The organism is Herbaspirillum frisingense GSF30 (genome assembly GCF_000300975.2).
Taxonomy (GTDB): Bacteria; Pseudomonadota; Gammaproteobacteria; order Burkholderiales; family Burkholderiaceae_D; genus Herbaspirillum; species Herbaspirillum frisingense.
In genome coordinates, this window is the sequence record NZ_AEEC02000036.1 from 26081 (window position 1) to 41735 (window position 15655).

A 15655-nucleotide genomic window follows, 5' to 3' on the forward strand; every position below is an offset into this window, starting at 1 on the left:
GCCAGATGCTTGCAGTCGCAAGGTAATTGGTTATGCTTTATCCAAGCATATCAACACACCTTCGGCTCTGGCAGCGCTGAAAGCTGCCTACAAAATTCGCAAACCGGCGCGCGGCATGTGCATTCACCATACGGATCGCGGGTGCCAATATGCCAGCGCCTTGTACCGGGACTTTCTGGAAAAATTTGGTTTGATAGGATCGATGAGTGCGCCAGCTAATCCGTATCACAACGCGCACGAGGAGAGCTTCATGAAGACGATCAAGGTCGAAGAAGTTTATCTGGCCGGCTATGAGCAATTCGACGACGTGGCGGCGAGACCGCCATACTCATCGGAGAGATCTATAACGAGCGGCGCACGCACTCTGTACTGGGCTATCAATCACCTAATCATTTCGAAGCACAACTCGCTCAGCAAGCGGCTTAGTTCTCGCTCAATCCTTGTCTAGTCCGAGGGGGGCACTCCAAACTTGGCTCATTTCTAGGAGGCTAAACCCTACTGCTGAGTAAGTAGCGCAATGGCCTCAAATAAGAGGTCAACGATTATTTCTGATCCAACGGCATACTGTCCTTCCTGTCCAGAAAGAAACATGATCGTAGATCGGACGGAAGAAAAATTTTGCGCTAACAATATCAGATGCACAGCGCTCGGCCCTCTCACACCGGCCAACCAGTTCTGCACAGTCCTCTCGCTTGCGTTTGTAAGCTTGCAAAGCGTCTTCACCGCATGCCGAGATGCCCCAATCTCTCGCTTGAGCGCGACCTCAATCGCTATCGCATACTCATGAGCTGTTAAATTTTTGGGAGGTTCATTCCGCAATTTTTTGCGTTCTTCTCGCAACATATTTCACCTCGGCGAAAGTATATTGATCCCAATCCATAGGAGGTTAGGTCGTAGCGCAGATGCTTTAGATGAGGTGAAGGCGATGTCTACAAACAGACCCGCAAATCGCACCCAGGACAAATTAACTCAGCAGCGCGCTGCTGCGTATGTACGTATGTCCACTGAGCACCAGCAATATTCGACCGAAAATCAACTCGATGTAATAACGGCGTTCGCTCTGTCACGAAACCTTGAAATTACTAAGGTCTACACCGATGCGGGTAAAAGTGGATTACGACTAGAAGGTCGTGACCAGTTAAAGTCACTTTTGAATGACGTAGAGTCTGGATTCGCTGAATTCGGAGTTATTTTAGTCTACGACGTCAGCCGATGGGGGCGTTTTCAGGATCCAGATGAGAGCGCTAGCTACGAGATTCGTTGTAAGCAAGCCGGTGTTCGAGTTCTGTATTGTGCAGAACAATTTGAAAATGACGGGAGTGCCGTTTCTAGCATCATCAAGAATGTCAAACGAACAATGGCAGGAGAGTACAGCCGCGAATTAAGTGTAAAGGTTCATGCAGGGCAGCTACGGCTGATCCAACTCGGTGTTCGACAAGGCGGCGCTGCTGGATATGGCCTCAGAAGAATGCTGATTGATCACACTGGGAACCACAAAGGAATACTGCAGGCTGGCCAACATAAATCTATTCAAACAGACCGGGTAATCCTAGTACCAGGACCCGAAGACGAGACGGAAACAGTTCGATGGATTTACAACGCATTTGTCGAAGACGGTTTGAGCGAGGCTGAAATTGCTGCCAACCTTAACGGTCAGGGAAAGCTAACAGACCGTGGGACACCATGGACTCGTGGCACGGTTCATCAGATTTTGATTAATGAGAAGTATGTAGGGGATAACGTCTGGAACCGTACATCGTTCAAGCTTAAGTTGGAGCGTGTTCACAATCCACCAGCTGCTTGGGCCCGCGCTGAGGGTGCCTTTTCTGCTGTTGTAGACCGCCTCATTTTCAATGCAGCACGTCAGATCATTTTGGCCCGCTCTTATCGGCTTACTGACGATGAAATGCTGGCTGCTCTGAAACGATTATTGCATCAACACGGACGGCTCTCAGGAATAATCATTGACGAATCTAATGGATGCCCGTCTAGCAGCGCATTCGCCAGCCGTTTCGGTAGCCTCATTAGAACATATACTCTTATTGGTTACGATCCTGGGCGGGACTATCGCTATCTTGAAATAAACAAAAAGCTCCGGGAAGCTCATCCAAAAATCGTCTCCGCGGCGATTACCGCGATACATGCGGTTGGAGCAACGGCTGAACAAGACCAGAAATCCGATCTACTGTGGATCAACAGGGAGTTTAGTGCAGCACTTGTGCTATGTCGTTGCCGCAGTCTGACTAACGGCGGCAACAGATGGGTCTTACGATTCGACAATTTAGTACGAGCTGAAATCACTATTGCAGTCCGGATGAGCGAGGATGCATGCTCGATCCGAGACTATTATCTCCTTCCCCATATAGACCTCTTTTCTCAAAAGCTCCGACTTGGGGAGGCGAATGAAAATGGGTTCGATGCGTACCGCTATGATGACCTCTCCATGCTTACCTATTTAGCGCGCCGAATAGCGCTTTAAGAGAGAAATATGGCAAATCCTCGAGAGCTTCATTCGGAACATCTAGACGCGTCCAAACAAATTTCGCTTATCCCCGCCGACCGTATTCGGATTTTGAATCCGCGCAGCAGAAATCCACTCATTTTTTCTCGACTTGTTGAGAACATTTCGGTACTAGGATTAAAACGCCCTGTTACCGTCGCCATAGGGGGAAAAGACGCAACAGGTGAGTGGTACGAAGTCCTGTGCGGGCAGGGCAGATTTGAGGCATTGAAACACCTTGGCGAGACTGAGATACCTTGCTGCATCGTGGCCGCACCTGAAATAGATCGTTTCCTAATCTCGCTCACCGAAAATATCGCTAGGCGAAGGCACACTACCGAGGAACTGCTCAGCGGCATTCTCGTGCTACGACAAAAAGGATACAGTACAGAGCAGATTGCTATCAAAACAAATCTAGAGACAAGCTATGTTCGCAGTATTCTCCATCTCCTCGATAACGGCGAACAAAGGCTTCTGCGCGCAGTTGAAAAGTCTCAAGTACCGGTCTGGCTTGCCGTCGAAATTTCGCGTGCGTCTAACGACGGGGTGCAGAAGGCGCTGATGGATGCATATGAAGACGGCACGCTAAAAGGTGACGAGCTTCTTGTCGTTAGAAAAATAATCAGCAAGCGAGAAGCGCTAGGAAAATCGGCGTATCCCAAGCGCAAGAGAGATCAAGATAGTCCGACACCACAGAAGCTGCTCCGGATATATAAAACCGAAGTCCGTCGGCAGCAACTGAACATTCAAAAGGCTCGTGTTCAAGAAGAACGCCTTCTACTCATCATTTCAGCAATACGACATTTTTTATCTGACGAACACTTTCGAACTCTTCTTCGTGCTGAACAGGTAAACGACATTCCAGAAGTCATTGCTAGGCGTCTACCAGGAGATCTGCTGCCATGAGCCATATCAAACACTGCTTTGACCGCGCTATCTTAGATTTGGAAGTTAACAAAATTCGCGTGTTGGTACCACTTAAGAAGCAAGTTCTTTTGACCCCGAAATTTAGAAGCATTTTAAGTTCAGTGAAAGAGCTTGGCATCATCGAACCACTAGCGGTACATCCTTCCCAAGGACAACCAGACTATTTTGATCTTCTAGATGGAAGACTCAGGCTGGAAGCGTTGAAATCACTTGGCCAGAGCACCGTTCGCTGTATGGTTGCACTGGATGACGAGAGCTTTACTTACAATAAGCAAATAAATCGGATTGCCTCAGTTCAGGAATACCGGATGATTCGAGCAGCGCTAGCGAAGGGAGCCTCCGAGGAAAGAATCGCAAAGGTTTTGGCTATAGACGTCAAAAAAGTACGGGAGAAAGCGCATTTACTCGATGGAATTGCACCAGAGGCTGCCAGACTTCTTAGGGATAGACAAGTCTCACCTGAAGTCTTCAGGGTACTCAGAAAAATGAAACCCATACGGCAAATCGAAGCTGCAGAAATGATGATAGCGGCAAATAAGTTCGCGAAAAGTTATGCGGACATGATACTCGTGACTACGCGGCCAGAAGGGTTGCTAGAAAAAGCGAAAAGCCAGGTCGGTAAGAACATTTCACCCGAGGACATTACTCGTATGGAAGCCGAGATGGAACGGCTGCAACATGACAGTCTTGCTGTAGAGGATACGATTGGAGACACGATGCTTTCCCTTGTCGTGGCCAAAGGTTTTATCAATCGTCTTCTTCGCAACGAAAATATCCGTCTGCATCTTCAGCGGCACCATCCAGATTTGCTTTCAAGCGTTAGCGCGACGCTTGATGCCATCGCGGCAGATGGTCGTGGTATCAGTCAGGAGTAGAAGATGGAGGATGATAGTCGGAATAAGCAGAGACATAGATAGCGGGCCCGTCGCCGCTCTCGGCATCAGACTTGCCCTCGACGCCTTCGCGCATGGAAGAAGGCAACCCTAATAGCACTCCGGCTTGGTTCCGCAGGGGCACCTTGAAACGACCTCTCCTGCCAGCGGCAAATCGCTCGATGCACCTTCGGCCATGAAAGCGGTTCTGCTAGAGCTTGGTACGGATAGGTGCGCGGTCTCCAGATGAGACCATCTGGTTTAATAAAAGGCCTGCTCGGGCGCTCTTTGGGGACGGACGATATCCGCTTCTGGCCGGTTGCGGGCTTATTTTAGGCGTTGCACGAGGTTTTCGATTGCCCTGATTCCAGCACGCATCTTTTCACGTGCGGATGGATTAGCGGAATGCACTTTGATGATCGGGGGCGTGAAGTTTCTTGTTGCAACAGCCTCCTCTATCCACACGATGACGTCGTAGCCGGTCCCATGTTCGTCATCGCCTAGATCATGATCAAGACTGATCTCGACGACACCTCCAGCTTCGAGCAAGGCAATAGTTTCCTCCGGCCAGTAGGTTCGAACCCAGCCAACTGGAGTTGCCCGCTCATCGTCTAAAAACACTCGCATAGATGTTTTCTGTATTTTTCCTAAAGGGATTGTATCGCGCGGGGTCCCCGTTCTAGTGAGGGCAGCTTCTGGCCGATAGCGGACATCTTATAGCGATAAGTCGTCGGCGCTAAGTAATTTTTGAGCCTTTCAGCTATCCAAGTCGATTGAACTAGAAGTGTCCACAATCACTGAAATACGCACACACTATTCAAGTGCTTCTTTTAAATAGATCGTTAGCCTCAATAGGTCTTCGCTTCCAAGTCTTCCTGCCAGCAAGATGAACTCGGCCAAATTCTCATCAGGCTCTAGTAGATAGCTCAGAGGGACGCCCAAAACATCTGCTAGGCGGCCTGCCATGTTCTTATCAGGGCTATGAACACCGCGTTCGTACTGGTTAATTCTGGGGCTGGCACTGTATTCATCGATTCCTGCAGCGACACCCAAAGCAAATTGAGTATAGCCGGCAGCGAGCCTTGCCTTCTTAAGGCGTTTTGGAAAAGGATCTGAGGTGTTTTGCCGCGATGTCATCCTAAGAGTTTCTTAGGATGCACTTGACGATGTATTAAGACTTCCTTAGTATTGCGGCCTTCTTGGTCTTACATTGCTATTGACCACGTGCAGGTGGATTCTGTGCGTCTTACGCAGGATGAGAGATGATATGAACGTTACCGATATTCGGCCGCATTCCACTTACATAGGAAATGGTGGGGTCACCAGATCTGTGCAGTTTATCTATATGACGACAGAGGGAAGGTTAGTCGTTCGGTGGAAGGCGGTAAGGCCGAAGCGTCAATTGAACGAAGTAGCGACTGACGTTGAGTCATTGGAGCAGTTCGCAGACTGGGCCAAGGCGATCAAGGATACTCGATCCCGGGATCTACAACACCATTTCTCTAGGTGAATGGAGTGTGAGCGAACGCTTGCTCGTTCACACTAACGACCGCTTAACGGGGGCGCCATTTTGGCCAGGCTTTCGCCAGTCGAGGTAATACTAGAAGAGTCAGTATGTTTCCATACTGATCCGCGGAGATTTTCATTTCTCGAATCTGCGATTCTTCTTCCGCATTTGGCCACCAGGTGCTCAAAGGGATCTGTACACCCAAGCGCTCATGCTTTAGAGACTCTTCTGCTGCCACAGATCCCGACGGAATTTCAATTGGGCTTTGGCTAGTCTTAAAAAAGGCACCAGCTTCGCGAGCGGACAGGCTTGACCATGCCCAATTGATAAATCCGTCATTGTGACTGATCAGGACAGCTTTTTCTTCCGTGAAATTGATCCACTTGAGCGCAGCAGCAGTGAGCGACACGTCATACCGAGCGGCGCATTTTCCTAGCAGATCAAAATCCACCATCGTAGTAATTTGCTTGCGGTAGTCATCCAGTGGCATCAAAAGATAGGATGCAAACTGGTCCGCTTGCGCTTCGATGTTCTTTTCATCGGCAAGCCCGTTGAGGACGTCCTTCTGTCCGCACTCAAATTTTGCACGTTTTAAACGATGCAGCACGTAGTGGCCGAGTTCGTGCGCCATAGTGAAGCGAATACGGCCAGGAGAAGCAAGCTTATCATTGTAGGCAAGCATCCATTTATCGCCCCTGTCGTTAGAAAAGAGTGCTCCCTCAAATTTTTGGATATTTGCAGGCATCACTTCTACAATCGGATCGGGCCATTTGAACTGCTCGGCGATGTTCAGTGCCAACTGCTTCACATCGATTGGAAACGGAGAGGTTCCGGTGGCGGCACTGTAGGCATCAATGATTTTGTATAACTGAATCGCCGCTCTCTGGGGCGTTGAAGTGTCCAAGCTCACGATTTCTTAAACGTCTCTAAGATTTTTCTTAACTGCTCTTTTCCTGTTGGATCAAGGTTTTGATAGCCCCGGAAAAAGGCTTCATCAAGATGTTTTTCTTCAGGCTGGCGTACGTCATCTTCTAAAAAATAAGCAGTGCTTACTCCTAGCACGTCCGCCAGAGCAGTCAGTTTTTCTGCGGATGGGCGCTGTGACTCTCTGTTTTCAAGTTCCCAGAGATAACTCTTGCTTAGCTTGGCCTGAGCGGCCAGCTGATCAAGGGTCAGCTTCTTTTCCTTGCGTAAAGCACGAAGCTTTTCCCCCAATTGGTTGGGCATGGACGGAATCCTCCTAGTGAAACATAAGCGCATTATACCACGATTCCGAACTTTTTATCTTGACGTTCCGTGAAAAATAATGCGAGACTGAAAAGTATCGGAGTTCCGAACTTTTGATGATGGCATTGCAGGAAGTCTATGCAAGAGGGAGAACACTGATCAGCCGGCGCATACATGCTCAGTCGTGACATGGCCGATCTTCGAGTTTTCCTTGCTAAGAGGTACGAAATGGATTCGCAACAAAATTTGCACCAACGCGGTCGTCACGAAATCACCCTCTACGATCTCAATTTGACGCCGAGCGTCGCTTTCATCGAGGACGATAAGCCAACTGGAATGCAGCTCGCAGAAAAAGCCGGATTTGCGCCAACACCGCAAATTACGGTGCTCCAATGGCTGAAACATGGTCTGGAAGATATCCGCCCGACTGAGACCGTGAATTTGCCTGATGGCAATTCGCGATTCATCGTGGCAGAAAGTGATGGTAGTTCTCGCTTCATCATCGACGGCGTGCGATACGACTGGCCTGCGCCACGTATCCCTGTAAGTGTTATTCGCATGTTGGCGTCTGTGCCTGCGAATAAGGAAATCTTTCTTGTGGATCCCGATCGCGGCGAACTTCTGCAGGCTGAGGGCACCGTACTGGATCTTTCCCTGGCAGGAGTCGAAAACCTAGTGACGAAGGTGCCGACCTGGAAACTGAATGTCCAGGGCGTCGTGCTCACGCTGAATACGCCCAAGGTCAAAGTACGCCAAGCTTTGGAGCTGGCGGGGGTGGATGCGAACCAAGGTTGGCACATCTTTTTGATCGTTCAGGGTCAAGATAAACGAGAAGTGACCTTGGATGACGAGATCGATCTGACGGCCCCAGGCATTGAAAAGCTTCGCCTGACACCGAAGGATGTGTCCAACGGCGAAGCGAGCGCCGAGCTGCTTCGGCAGTTCCGGTTATTGCCGAACGATGAGGCTTATCTGGACAGTACTTACCCCAGCTGGCAAGCCATTCTTGAAAACGGGCGCCAGTGGGTAATTTTGCCGCAGTACGCCCTCCCGTCAGGTTACTCGGAGCATTTCGTTTCACTGGCGATCGAGATACCTACAACGTACCCGATGCAGCAGATCGATATGTTCTATCTGTTTCCCGCCGTGGCGGTGTTGTCGGGCGCCATGATCCCAGCAACGGAATACAGAGAGGCCATTCAGGGCAATTCTTACCAGCGTTGGTCGCGCCATCGTGGCGGAAATTCGCAATGGCGCCCTGGGATCGACAACGTCATGACGCATCTCGCGCTTGTGGAGTCGGCGGTGGTTAAAGAGGTGCAGCCATGACATCTAAGTCTGTTCTGGTGATGACGCAAGAGCATCATGAACGGCTTCTTTGTCATCTGTTTCCCGGAGACGGGCTCGAGGCTGCGGCAATTCTGCTCTGCGCCCGCGGCGCCGGCCCGCGTCTCCGGTTGATCGTTCGCGGTGTGGCCATGGTGCCCCACGCAGAATGCAAACGAGAAGCGGATTTTCTGCAGTGGCCAGGAATGGCTATAGAAAGCGCGATTGACATGGCAGAACAGGAAGGTCTAAGCCTAATTCTGCTGCATTCTCACCCTGGAGGATATTTCAACTTTTCATCGCTAGATGATCGTAGCGATCAACGAACCATTCCATGTATTTCTCAGGCAGTTGGTCAAATTCACGGATCCGCCATCATGGTCCCTAGTGGGGAAATGCGCGCGCGAGTTTATGGCGGCGACATGAGGTGTCAGCAAATTGATTTGGTGACCGTGGCCGCAGACGATATCCATCTTTGGTGGTCCGATGAGAAATTTCGCCGGCGTCCAATGGCATTCAGTTCGGAGTCGCGTCACGAAATGAACAGGATTAAAGCTGCGTTTATCGGAGCGTCAGGCACTGGATCGATTGCGATTGAACAGGGTGCCCGGCTGGGATTCGGTGACGTCCTGCTAGTGGACTTTGACAAAATTGAGCTGAAGAACCTCAATCGGGTCCTTAATTCAGGTGTTGGGGACGTGGGGCTATACAAAGTCAATGTACTTGCCAAAGCGATCGCATCACACCGCGGCGAAGATATTGCGGTTCCCATTCCCAATTCCATTCTGGACCGGGACACGGTTCTGCAAGTCAGTCAAGCCGACGTCATCTTTTGTTGCGTTGATTCTAAAGAGGGGAGGCAGGTCGTGGATCTCATTTCCTCGGCCTTTCTGATTCCCATATTTGATGTCGGTGTGTGTATTCCTACGCGCCAGAAGCAGGGGGAGGCGGCAATTTTGGATGTCTGTGCGCGAATTGACTATGTTCGCCCAGGAGGGCCGACGCTCTTTGATCGCGGCGTTTATACGCTTGAAGGGTTGCGTGCTGAACATCTGCAACGAGTAGCGCCCGAACAGTATAAGAAGGAGTTGCAAGATGGCTACATAAAAGGTGCCATCGAAGAAGCTCCTTCGGTAATTTCACTAAACATGAGGGCCGCAGCCGATCTGATGTTGGAATACATCGCACGTGTATATCCATTCCGGCATACCTCAAATCGAAACTACAGTCGCCGAGAACTGAGCTTCGCCGCCGGCGAAGAGGAATTCATTCCAGAACAAAAATTCGAGATTGGAAATAACCCGCTTTTGGCGAGGGGTGGGGGTGAGCCTTTGCTTGGTATGCCTTACCTGAGCGCACCTCCCAACATTGCTTCCTTGCTCCAGGAGTAAACAATGCTCAAAGCACTTTGGAATAAATTCCGGGCGGCATTTGAAGAGCGCTGGGTTGATCGGCGGATTGAAATGGCAAAAGGTGATTTCCTTCCCTCCCAAATGCCTAGGCGAAATCTGGTTCTCGTTCACGATGCAGGGGAGCACTGGAGTGTTGGATTTAAATGCCCATGCGGCTGCGGGCGAACCATCGAATTATTGTTAGTACGGGAAGCCAATCCGCATTGGGAGTTACACATTGGCACGGGGGGACGGCCGACATTGACGCCATCTGTTTGGCTAAGAGATGGGTGCCGCTCTCATTTCTGGGTTCGTAACGGAAAAATCATGTGGTGCGTTTAGCCTCAAGTTGACTATTGGCAGATACCGAATGGGTTTTAACTTGCATCATCTAAAGAATTCGAAACGAGAAAAAACGATGGACAGCTACGACAGCAGAAAATTTCACTACACCAAGCCGAAGACCCCGGAAGAAACTGTGTCGGCGATATATGAAGAGCTCAGTATCACTCCTTTGACTGACAGAGAAAAACGTCCCGAGCAGACGATTAAAGGGTACCTCGCATCTATATATAAAAATTTGAATGACCACCATTGGGCGGATAAGAATCGACGCGAAGATCGAGAGCGGTCTGAAGGTATCTCACTAGGAACAATAGGTGTTTTGGGGCTGATCCTAGTGCTGTTAGCTGCGAATACCAATAGCGATTGGGAGTGGTGGCGTACTTACTCATACTTCTTCTTCGTTATGGGATTTGTTTTAACTGTGATGTTTGCAGCTGCCTCGATGGAGCGAAGCTTGCCAATAAGTCGCATCTTGAAATTCAATTCAGCAAAGGTGCTTTGTGCGCTGATATTTTCTGCGGCAGTCATCTATGCCAGTTCACAGGCAAGCGGCCAGTTGAATTCGATTTTCCAGATTGACGGATCAAATTTGCCCTACACCCGAGCGATACTTTCTGCAGTTTTCTTTTTGAAAATGTGCACCCCGTTCCTCTTTGTTTTGGCCTTATTCGCGGTAATTCACGGGATGGTGGTTTGGAACGCGGCTCGAAATAAAGAGGACGTATTTCTGTTTCCTTGGAACTCCCTCATGTTTATCGTAAGCTCGCTCTTGGTTGCCGGCAATTTTTGGTGGCTAACACATGTGGCGTTTGGCGATGATCAAATCAGGAGTAAGGCCTATAAATTGGCACACTACCTAGATTTCAGTGAGGCGGCCTATTGCGTCAATTCCAGCAGCCTTGAGGAGGAGCGTAAGAGCTATCTATTCTTTGGCCAAGATCAGAACAAAGTACTCATTGATAAAAAATTGTCTATCCAGGAATCGTTCGAGCAGTTTGTGAAAAATCGCTCTGCGATCGACAATGTTTACATTCCTTCGAAATATAGCGTTGTATCGTGTGGGCCGATGCAAAAAGACGTACCCTCAGAGCAAGCCTCCCAAGCGGCTCAAGAAGGAATGGATATTCGGGTATTTACCCAATAAAAACGTAATGTGCCCGGAGCATGCTTTTGCAAAGATCACACCGAGGGCTCGTAGTGTAATTACAGCGCCGCTTTAGGGGAAAGCGGCCTTTTCCATTTTGGGGTTCTCCTGCGCGCTAAATGAATTTTCTTTTGTCGTTCATTAATCGCGCCTTCACTAGGGTGCAAGTTTTACCCATGGTTGCTTATTACGCCATACTAGGAGGGAAGCGATGTACAACAACAAAAGATCAAAAAAATGGGGAGCGGTTTATGACTTGTGAAGTAGGCGTAAGCAACCAGCTTGCAAGGCAATTCTGCACTAAATTCCGACGGGCTCTCGGCATTGATCATGGTCAGCACCTAGTCGAGCAGCACCTGCTACCTATCACTCACTCGGACTCTCCAGGCGAGAGTAGCCACGCAGACTGCATTTTACGGTTGACGGTGGTGCCAGAAAGACCTAGCGACTTCATCAGAACTTCTTTTGGCATATTCATGGCGGATGCCAGCTCGCCCACATATCGCGCTGGAACGCCTGAGCGGATGAGGTGATTTTTGCCGGTGAAGTCCATTTTCGACCAAGCAAGAAACTGTCCAGTTTTGACTGTTCGGAAGACACTAGTCATTTTAATTTGGTGACGACAGAGGTGTAATTGGGAGCATATGGGCAGACATTCGGATCGCGCCCATAAAAACAAAAAGACCCGCAATTTGCGGGTCTTTTTGTTGGAATCAGCGGCTCTTGGCCTTCTGCTGAACTTCCATTGGGGCTGGTTTTTGCGCCACCTCTACCTTGGCGGGATGATTTCCCTCGGCGGGCGGCTGTTTCCAGCTTGGCCATTCTTTCACTATCGCACTGGAACGATTCAGATGAGCCCAGAATCCGGTTTTGGCATTCATTTTATTTTCTCCAGTATTTCTTTCAGCTCAGCAGCTGCCGCCGTTTCGCGTTCGATGTAGGACGTTGGAAGCATTTGCATGCGTAACCGACTATTGTGGGGATCCCATTCGGCCGTACTACCGTCATCCTCTTTGCGCCGTATCGGATAACCACTGCCAAGATTCGTAGAGAACAGATTAAAGAAACTTCGAGGACCAACACCTACAAATGGTTCGAAAACTACTTTATTTTGCGGCCCTTCAGTACTTAGAGTAATCGCATCGCCATGGAAATCAAGCGCTTTACTCTTCGGGTATGGCTCCACGTACACAACTCTCTTAATGCCGGCAGAGATAATGTGTTTAGCGCAATTGTGACAAGGGAATGTAGTGCAGTACAGCTCAGCATTTTGAGTGCCGATGCTTTCGCGGGCGCACGATAACAGTGCATCCATTTCTGCATGAACAACTCGACCATACTCCGTCAGGTTGCGTAGTTTACTTTGATTCAAGGCATCGCGCACGATTCCGTGTTGATCCGCAGGTATGCCACGAAGAATGTCATCAATAATCGCCTGCCGCTCGGCGACATTCGGATCTTTCCCTAGCGTGTAGTCTCGCCCACCCTTCTGATCGAGGATCTCTTTCCCATTGGATTCCGGCCAGTATTGGCCTCCCCCATACTTGGGGACATCGTTGGCGCCAGTGCCCACGATGGATTTGTTCTTGGTGACGACGGCCCCAACCTGCCTAGAAAGGTCAGCAGAACGTAGCGACGCTGAAAATGCCATGAACATGGAGAATTCGTCGAAAGTAGGCGTAACAAAGGGACTGCCAAACATCAGGTCCAATGTACGCCAGAGATCGTGCTGCAGGCGATCAATGTTGCCGTCGTAGTTAATGAAGAAATCTGAGAGGTGATACGTATTGCGAGTATGCTGACCAAACGGATTCGATTCATCGACATCGCGATTGATCAATAACTCGGCATTCTCTGGCGAGATGTCCTTGTTCTTGATGAGATACTCTACGCGTCTGCTTTCCGCGGCAAATACTCCGATCAAGAAGAAGCCGTTCGAATAAATCTTGCGGAGCGCCTGCACTTCATCAGGGTGCTTTAACGAAGAAATGATGAAGGCATGCTTCTTCAGCGGTTCTTCTTTCTTGTTGATATCGACACGGATCTGACTTATCTTTGCTGCGGCAGCTTTGACCAACAGTGCTTTGTCAGAGGCATCCTTGCGCAGCTTATTCCCGGCAGTCATCAAGCGATCAATGCGCTGGTAGTTGTCCTTGGTCTGCTCAATTTCTGCCACTGGCGTGATGATGTCGTTCGATATGCGGATCGACTTGGTCGTGTATTCAAACTTTCCGAGGCGATCCGAAAGTATCTTTGTGACGTGCTCCAGATCCGTGCCGACAGCTCCGACTAGGCCAATGACTAGCTCCGAGTCGTGATCAAGCTTGTATGTCTGGCCATTGGGTTCGGGATTGGGGACCTTGCTGGTCGCAGCACGTTGGGGCTTGCTCTTAGCAGTGGCTATGGCTTCGCCCTCTGCTTTTTGCACACGCTGCTCATCGGACAAAGCAGCAGCGACCTGTTTGATCAACTCATCCAGGATCTTAACCTTGCCTTGGCAAACGATTTTTCCAGTTGGGGGATACCAACTGACGACGCCTCCTCCGATTTTTCTAAACCGAAGGATCCCTTTATCCTCGTTGTCCCATTTTCCCTCGAGAGTGGAGAACCGCCGCTCCAATTCCTCTGCCGATCCACTGAAGGAAAGCCCCATTTCATCCATAGTTGTTGTTCTATTGCAGTGATTTTCAATTACTTTACACTAAATCAACAAAGATACTAGGGCGCCATTTCTATAAAAAACGATCACGATGAATAAAGTTGGTCGAGCATTGATACTGGCGTCCCGCTCCAAATGAGAAATGCCACCCGGCGGGTGGCTTTTCGTTCTATTCAGGCATCCAATTAGACTACTTTTCCCCTCAGACCTAGCGGATCAAATACCCTGATGAGAAATTGGAGCGTTCAAATGCCCCACAGAACCAATTGTCGGTTACAGCGCGCCGGTTAAGTTTATTTGCCGAAGGTAGTCGATGGGCTAGAATCTCGTATTCGGTGAGGGAAAAATGACAGTTTTCACGATTGGTTACGAAGGTTTGAATATCGACGAGTTCTTAATGTTGCTTCGAAAACACGACATTGAGACATTGGTCGATATCCGTGAGCTGCCCTTATCCCGCAAGCCGGGATTCTCGAAGAAAGCATTGGCCGGTGCGGTGAATTCTCAGGGGCTCGACTATTTGCACATGGTGCAACTGGGATGCCCTAGGAATGTACGAGATCAGTATCGCGCAGACGGTAGCTGGAAACGCTATACCGATGGTTTCATGAAATACCTAAAGACGCAAGATGAAGCCATTGCCGAACTAAGCGATCTGGTCAACTCGTCCAATTGCGCACTCTTATGCTATGAGGCTGATCACAACTTCTGCCACCGCTCTATGGTGGCCAACGCGGTTCAAGCTCTCGCTGGAACTCAAATTAGCCACATAAAGAAGCCGACAGCCTTATTTAAAACAAAGACGACTGCGCAAGTTCGTGAGTTTTTTGCTTAGGCGGATAGATGAGACTGATGATCAACCATTGATCCTGAAACCGGTGTTGGTTGCCCATCAAAAACATCAGATCTTTGGAAGCAAAGTCTTCTTCCAGCTTCTTTCTGAACTGAGTCTCCCAATCTGTCCGGTAGCTTTTCACACAATTCCAGTAAAGCGCACCGGCTTCCCAATCGACTATTTTGTTTTTGAACTCCTTCTCGCCATCGGGCGTATCGCATAGATACCAGTAGTGGAAATCATATGGGACCTTTTTGAGCGTCTTGACTTCCTTTTTGACTTCCACCTCTGAAAACAAATTTCCCTGCATCTGTTCTCGAGCAAGTTTCTCACGTTCGTCATCGGTCCAGTCCTGATTTTTGGCTTTACTGACCTCTAACCGGAGGAGCTGTTTAGGCCGCAAAAGGGCCAGAGATAATCCACTGCTAAGCCGATCGGCCTCAAGAGCATCGAAACTGGTGAACGTTGGAATTTTATCGAGCCACTTGCGGCGATGGACCCATTCTCGTTTCGTCTCAATCAAGTCGCCACAGCTAATCGTGTCAACGTAGAGTTTATGGCTCTCAGGTCGATGATCTTTATTGGCTTTCTCGACGATGACGTCAATCCATTGCCACTTTTTGAATTGTTGTCCATCTTCAATCATCCGAAATGGTACCGGGTACAAGCGTCGCATCACGCCGTCCTGGTTGATGCCGGCGACGCACGATGTTTCCATGTACTGCGCACTCGGTGAAGGATAAGTTTTCGCCAGAATTAAAATCTTTTCTGTCCGGCATACTGCCATCGCAGTCCCCAGGTTTAGTTGGAGGGTTCTCCTCGTCAATCCCCACATCAATTCTGCCAGATTTCCCGATTAGCGAGAAATGATCGCAAGCAATCCGGACTAGGTCCGTTCTTGACCGATTGCGGTTTTCACAAA

The 15655-nt window shown here is 49.4% G+C and carries 16 protein-coding genes and 1 pseudogene; 9 read left to right on the plus strand and 8 right to left on the minus strand.

The features are described 5' to 3' along the window. Positions 1 to 16: 16 nt before the first annotated feature. The 4 genes and pseudogenes from HFRIS_RS26065 to HFRIS_RS19960 form a co-directional block, all read left to right on the plus strand. Positions 17 to 448, plus strand: a pseudogene (locus HFRIS_RS26065) (DDE-type integrase/transposase/recombinase); the annotation flags it as partial. A 477-nt stretch (positions 449 to 925) separates the two neighbouring features. Then, a complete protein-coding gene (locus tag HFRIS_RS19955; RefSeq protein WP_006713278.1) occupies positions 926 to 2479 on the plus strand; it encodes a recombinase family protein in 1554 nt (517 codons plus the stop codon). Between the two features lie 9 nt (positions 2480 to 2488). Further along, positions 2489 to 3406 carry a plasmid partitioning protein RepB C-terminal domain-containing protein gene (locus HFRIS_RS25035; protein WP_006713279.1) on the plus strand — a complete coding sequence of 306 codons (918 nt, stop codon included), beginning with the start codon at positions 2489 to 2491 and terminating at the stop codon, positions 3404 to 3406. Continuing rightward, positions 3403 to 4302: a plasmid partitioning protein RepB C-terminal domain-containing protein gene (locus tag HFRIS_RS19960; protein ID WP_006713280.1), complete on the plus strand. Its 900-nt coding sequence runs from the start codon at positions 3403 to 3405 to the stop codon at positions 4300 to 4302. Before HFRIS_RS25035 ends, HFRIS_RS19960 begins: the two co-directional genes overlap by 4 nt. 324 nt (positions 4303 to 4626) lie before the next feature. Here HFRIS_RS19960 and HFRIS_RS19965 read toward each other — a convergent pair whose 3' ends face one another. The 4 genes from HFRIS_RS19965 to HFRIS_RS19980 all read right to left on the minus strand — a co-directional run bounded on the left by HFRIS_RS19965 (position 4627) and on the right by HFRIS_RS19980 (position 7033). Then, entirely contained in the window at positions 4627 to 4926 is a 300-nt protein-coding gene (locus HFRIS_RS19965; RefSeq protein ID WP_006713281.1) for a cyclic-phosphate processing receiver domain-containing protein, read from the minus strand. A gap of 186 nt (positions 4927 to 5112) precedes the next feature. Next, the gene (locus tag HFRIS_RS25040) at positions 5113 to 5436 is read right to left on the minus strand and encodes a helix-turn-helix domain-containing protein (protein WP_006713282.1); all 324 of its coding nucleotides are present in this window, start codon (positions 5434 to 5436) and stop codon (positions 5113 to 5115) included. Positions 5437 to 5852: 416 nt separating this feature from the next. Then, positions 5853 to 6716 (minus strand): ImmA/IrrE family metallo-endopeptidase, encoded by an 864-nt coding sequence (locus tag HFRIS_RS19975; protein WP_039876617.1) that lies wholly within the window; start codon positions 6714 to 6716, stop codon positions 5853 to 5855. After that, on the minus strand, positions 6713 to 7033 hold the full coding sequence (locus tag HFRIS_RS19980) for a helix-turn-helix domain-containing protein (RefSeq protein ID WP_006713285.1): 321 nt from the start codon (positions 7031 to 7033) through the stop codon (positions 6713 to 6715). The genes HFRIS_RS19975 and HFRIS_RS19980 overlap by 4 nt, the downstream gene beginning before the upstream one ends. 228 nt (positions 7034 to 7261) lie before the next feature. On the opposite strand from HFRIS_RS19980, the gene HFRIS_RS19985 reads away from it, so the two are divergent. The 4 genes from HFRIS_RS19985 (at position 7262) to HFRIS_RS19995 (ending at position 11239) form a co-directional block, all read left to right on the plus strand. After that, complete coding sequence (locus HFRIS_RS19985) at positions 7262 to 8362, plus strand: multiubiquitin domain-containing protein (RefSeq protein WP_039876634.1); 1101 nt, start codon at positions 7262 to 7264, stop codon at positions 8360 to 8362. After that, positions 8359 to 9750: a ThiF family adenylyltransferase gene (locus tag HFRIS_RS19990; RefSeq protein ID WP_006713287.1), complete on the plus strand. Its 1392-nt coding sequence runs from the start codon at positions 8359 to 8361 to the stop codon at positions 9748 to 9750. Before HFRIS_RS19985 ends, HFRIS_RS19990 begins: the two co-directional genes overlap by 4 nt. A gap of 3 nt (positions 9751 to 9753) precedes the next feature. Continuing rightward, positions 9754 to 10092, plus strand: coding sequence for a ubiquitination-like system serine protease family protein (locus tag HFRIS_RS25045; RefSeq protein ID WP_006713288.1), 339 nt, complete (start codon positions 9754 to 9756; stop codon positions 10090 to 10092). A 76-nt stretch (positions 10093 to 10168) separates the two neighbouring features. After that, positions 10169 to 11239, plus strand: coding sequence for an ABC transporter permease (locus HFRIS_RS19995; protein WP_006713289.1), 1071 nt, complete (start codon positions 10169 to 10171; stop codon positions 11237 to 11239). 370 nt (positions 11240 to 11609) lie between these two features. Here HFRIS_RS19995 and HFRIS_RS25340 read toward each other — a convergent pair whose 3' ends face one another. The 3 genes from HFRIS_RS25340 to HFRIS_RS20000 form a co-directional block, all read right to left on the minus strand. Further along, entirely contained in the window at positions 11610 to 11846 is a 237-nt protein-coding gene (locus HFRIS_RS25340) for an antitoxin Xre-like helix-turn-helix domain-containing protein (protein ID WP_152486727.1), read from the minus strand. A gap of 106 nt (positions 11847 to 11952) precedes the next feature. Further along, complete coding sequence (locus HFRIS_RS25475) at positions 11953 to 12120, minus strand: hypothetical protein (RefSeq protein ID WP_161625985.1); 168 nt, start codon at positions 12118 to 12120, stop codon at positions 11953 to 11955. Further along, a complete protein-coding gene (locus tag HFRIS_RS20000; protein ID WP_006713290.1) occupies positions 12117 to 13901 on the minus strand; it encodes an anti-phage dCTP deaminase in 1785 nt (594 codons plus the stop codon). Before HFRIS_RS20000 ends, HFRIS_RS25475 begins: the two co-directional genes overlap by 4 nt. 343 nt (positions 13902 to 14244) lie before the next feature. On the opposite strand from HFRIS_RS20000, the gene HFRIS_RS25050 reads away from it, so the two are divergent. Next, positions 14245 to 14733, plus strand: a complete 489-nt coding sequence (locus HFRIS_RS25050; RefSeq protein WP_006713291.1) for a DUF488 domain-containing protein — start codon at positions 14245 to 14247, stop codon at positions 14731 to 14733. Here the strand turns inward: HFRIS_RS25050 and HFRIS_RS20005 are convergent. Continuing rightward, positions 14690 to 15520 carry a hypothetical protein gene (locus HFRIS_RS20005; RefSeq protein ID WP_039876619.1) on the minus strand — a complete coding sequence of 277 codons (831 nt, stop codon included), beginning with the start codon at positions 15518 to 15520 and terminating at the stop codon, positions 14690 to 14692. The genes HFRIS_RS25050 and HFRIS_RS20005 overlap by 44 nt on opposite strands. Positions 15521 to 15655 lie beyond the last annotated feature (135 nt).

Excerpts from the sequence above, each read along its gene's own strand:
- HFRIS_RS25040 (WP_006713282.1), bottom strand. The coding sequence starts at position 5,436 with ATGACATCGCGGCAAAACACCTCAGATCCTTTTCCAAAACGCCTTAAG.
- HFRIS_RS25035 (WP_006713279.1), top strand. The coding sequence starts at position 2,489 with ATGGCAAATCCTCGAGAGCTTCATTCGGAACATCTAGACGCGTCCAAA.
- HFRIS_RS19980 (WP_006713285.1), bottom strand. The coding sequence starts at position 7,033 with ATGCCCAACCAATTGGGGGAAAAGCTTCGTGCTTTACGCAAGGAAAAG.
- HFRIS_RS19955 (WP_006713278.1), top strand. The coding sequence starts at position 926 with ATGTCTACAAACAGACCCGCAAATCGCACCCAGGACAAATTAACTCAG.
- HFRIS_RS20000 (WP_006713290.1), bottom strand. The coding sequence starts at position 13,901 with ATGGATGAAATGGGGCTTTCCTTCAGTGGATCGGCAGAGGAATTGGAG.
- HFRIS_RS25475 (WP_161625985.1), bottom strand. The coding sequence starts at position 12,120 with ATGAATGCCAAAACCGGATTCTGGGCTCATCTGAATCGTTCCAGTGCG.
- HFRIS_RS25050 (WP_006713291.1), top strand. The coding sequence starts at position 14,245 with ATGACAGTTTTCACGATTGGTTACGAAGGTTTGAATATCGACGAGTTC.
- HFRIS_RS20005 (WP_039876619.1), bottom strand. The coding sequence starts at position 15,520 with ATGGCAGTATGCCGGACAGAAAAGATTTTAATTCTGGCGAAAACTTAT.
- HFRIS_RS19990 (WP_006713287.1), top strand. The coding sequence starts at position 8,359 with ATGACATCTAAGTCTGTTCTGGTGATGACGCAAGAGCATCATGAACGG.
- HFRIS_RS19965 (WP_006713281.1), bottom strand. The coding sequence starts at position 4,926 with ATGCGAGTGTTTTTAGACGATGAGCGGGCAACTCCAGTTGGCTGGGTT.
- HFRIS_RS19995 (WP_006713289.1), top strand. The coding sequence starts at position 10,169 with ATGGACAGCTACGACAGCAGAAAATTTCACTACACCAAGCCGAAGACC.
- HFRIS_RS25340 (WP_152486727.1), bottom strand. The coding sequence starts at position 11,846 with ATGACTAGTGTCTTCCGAACAGTCAAAACTGGACAGTTTCTTGCTTGG.
- HFRIS_RS19960 (WP_006713280.1), top strand. The coding sequence starts at position 3,403 with ATGAGCCATATCAAACACTGCTTTGACCGCGCTATCTTAGATTTGGAA.
- HFRIS_RS25045 (WP_006713288.1), top strand. The coding sequence starts at position 9,754 with ATGCTCAAAGCACTTTGGAATAAATTCCGGGCGGCATTTGAAGAGCGC.
- HFRIS_RS19985 (WP_039876634.1), top strand. The coding sequence starts at position 7,262 with ATGGATTCGCAACAAAATTTGCACCAACGCGGTCGTCACGAAATCACC.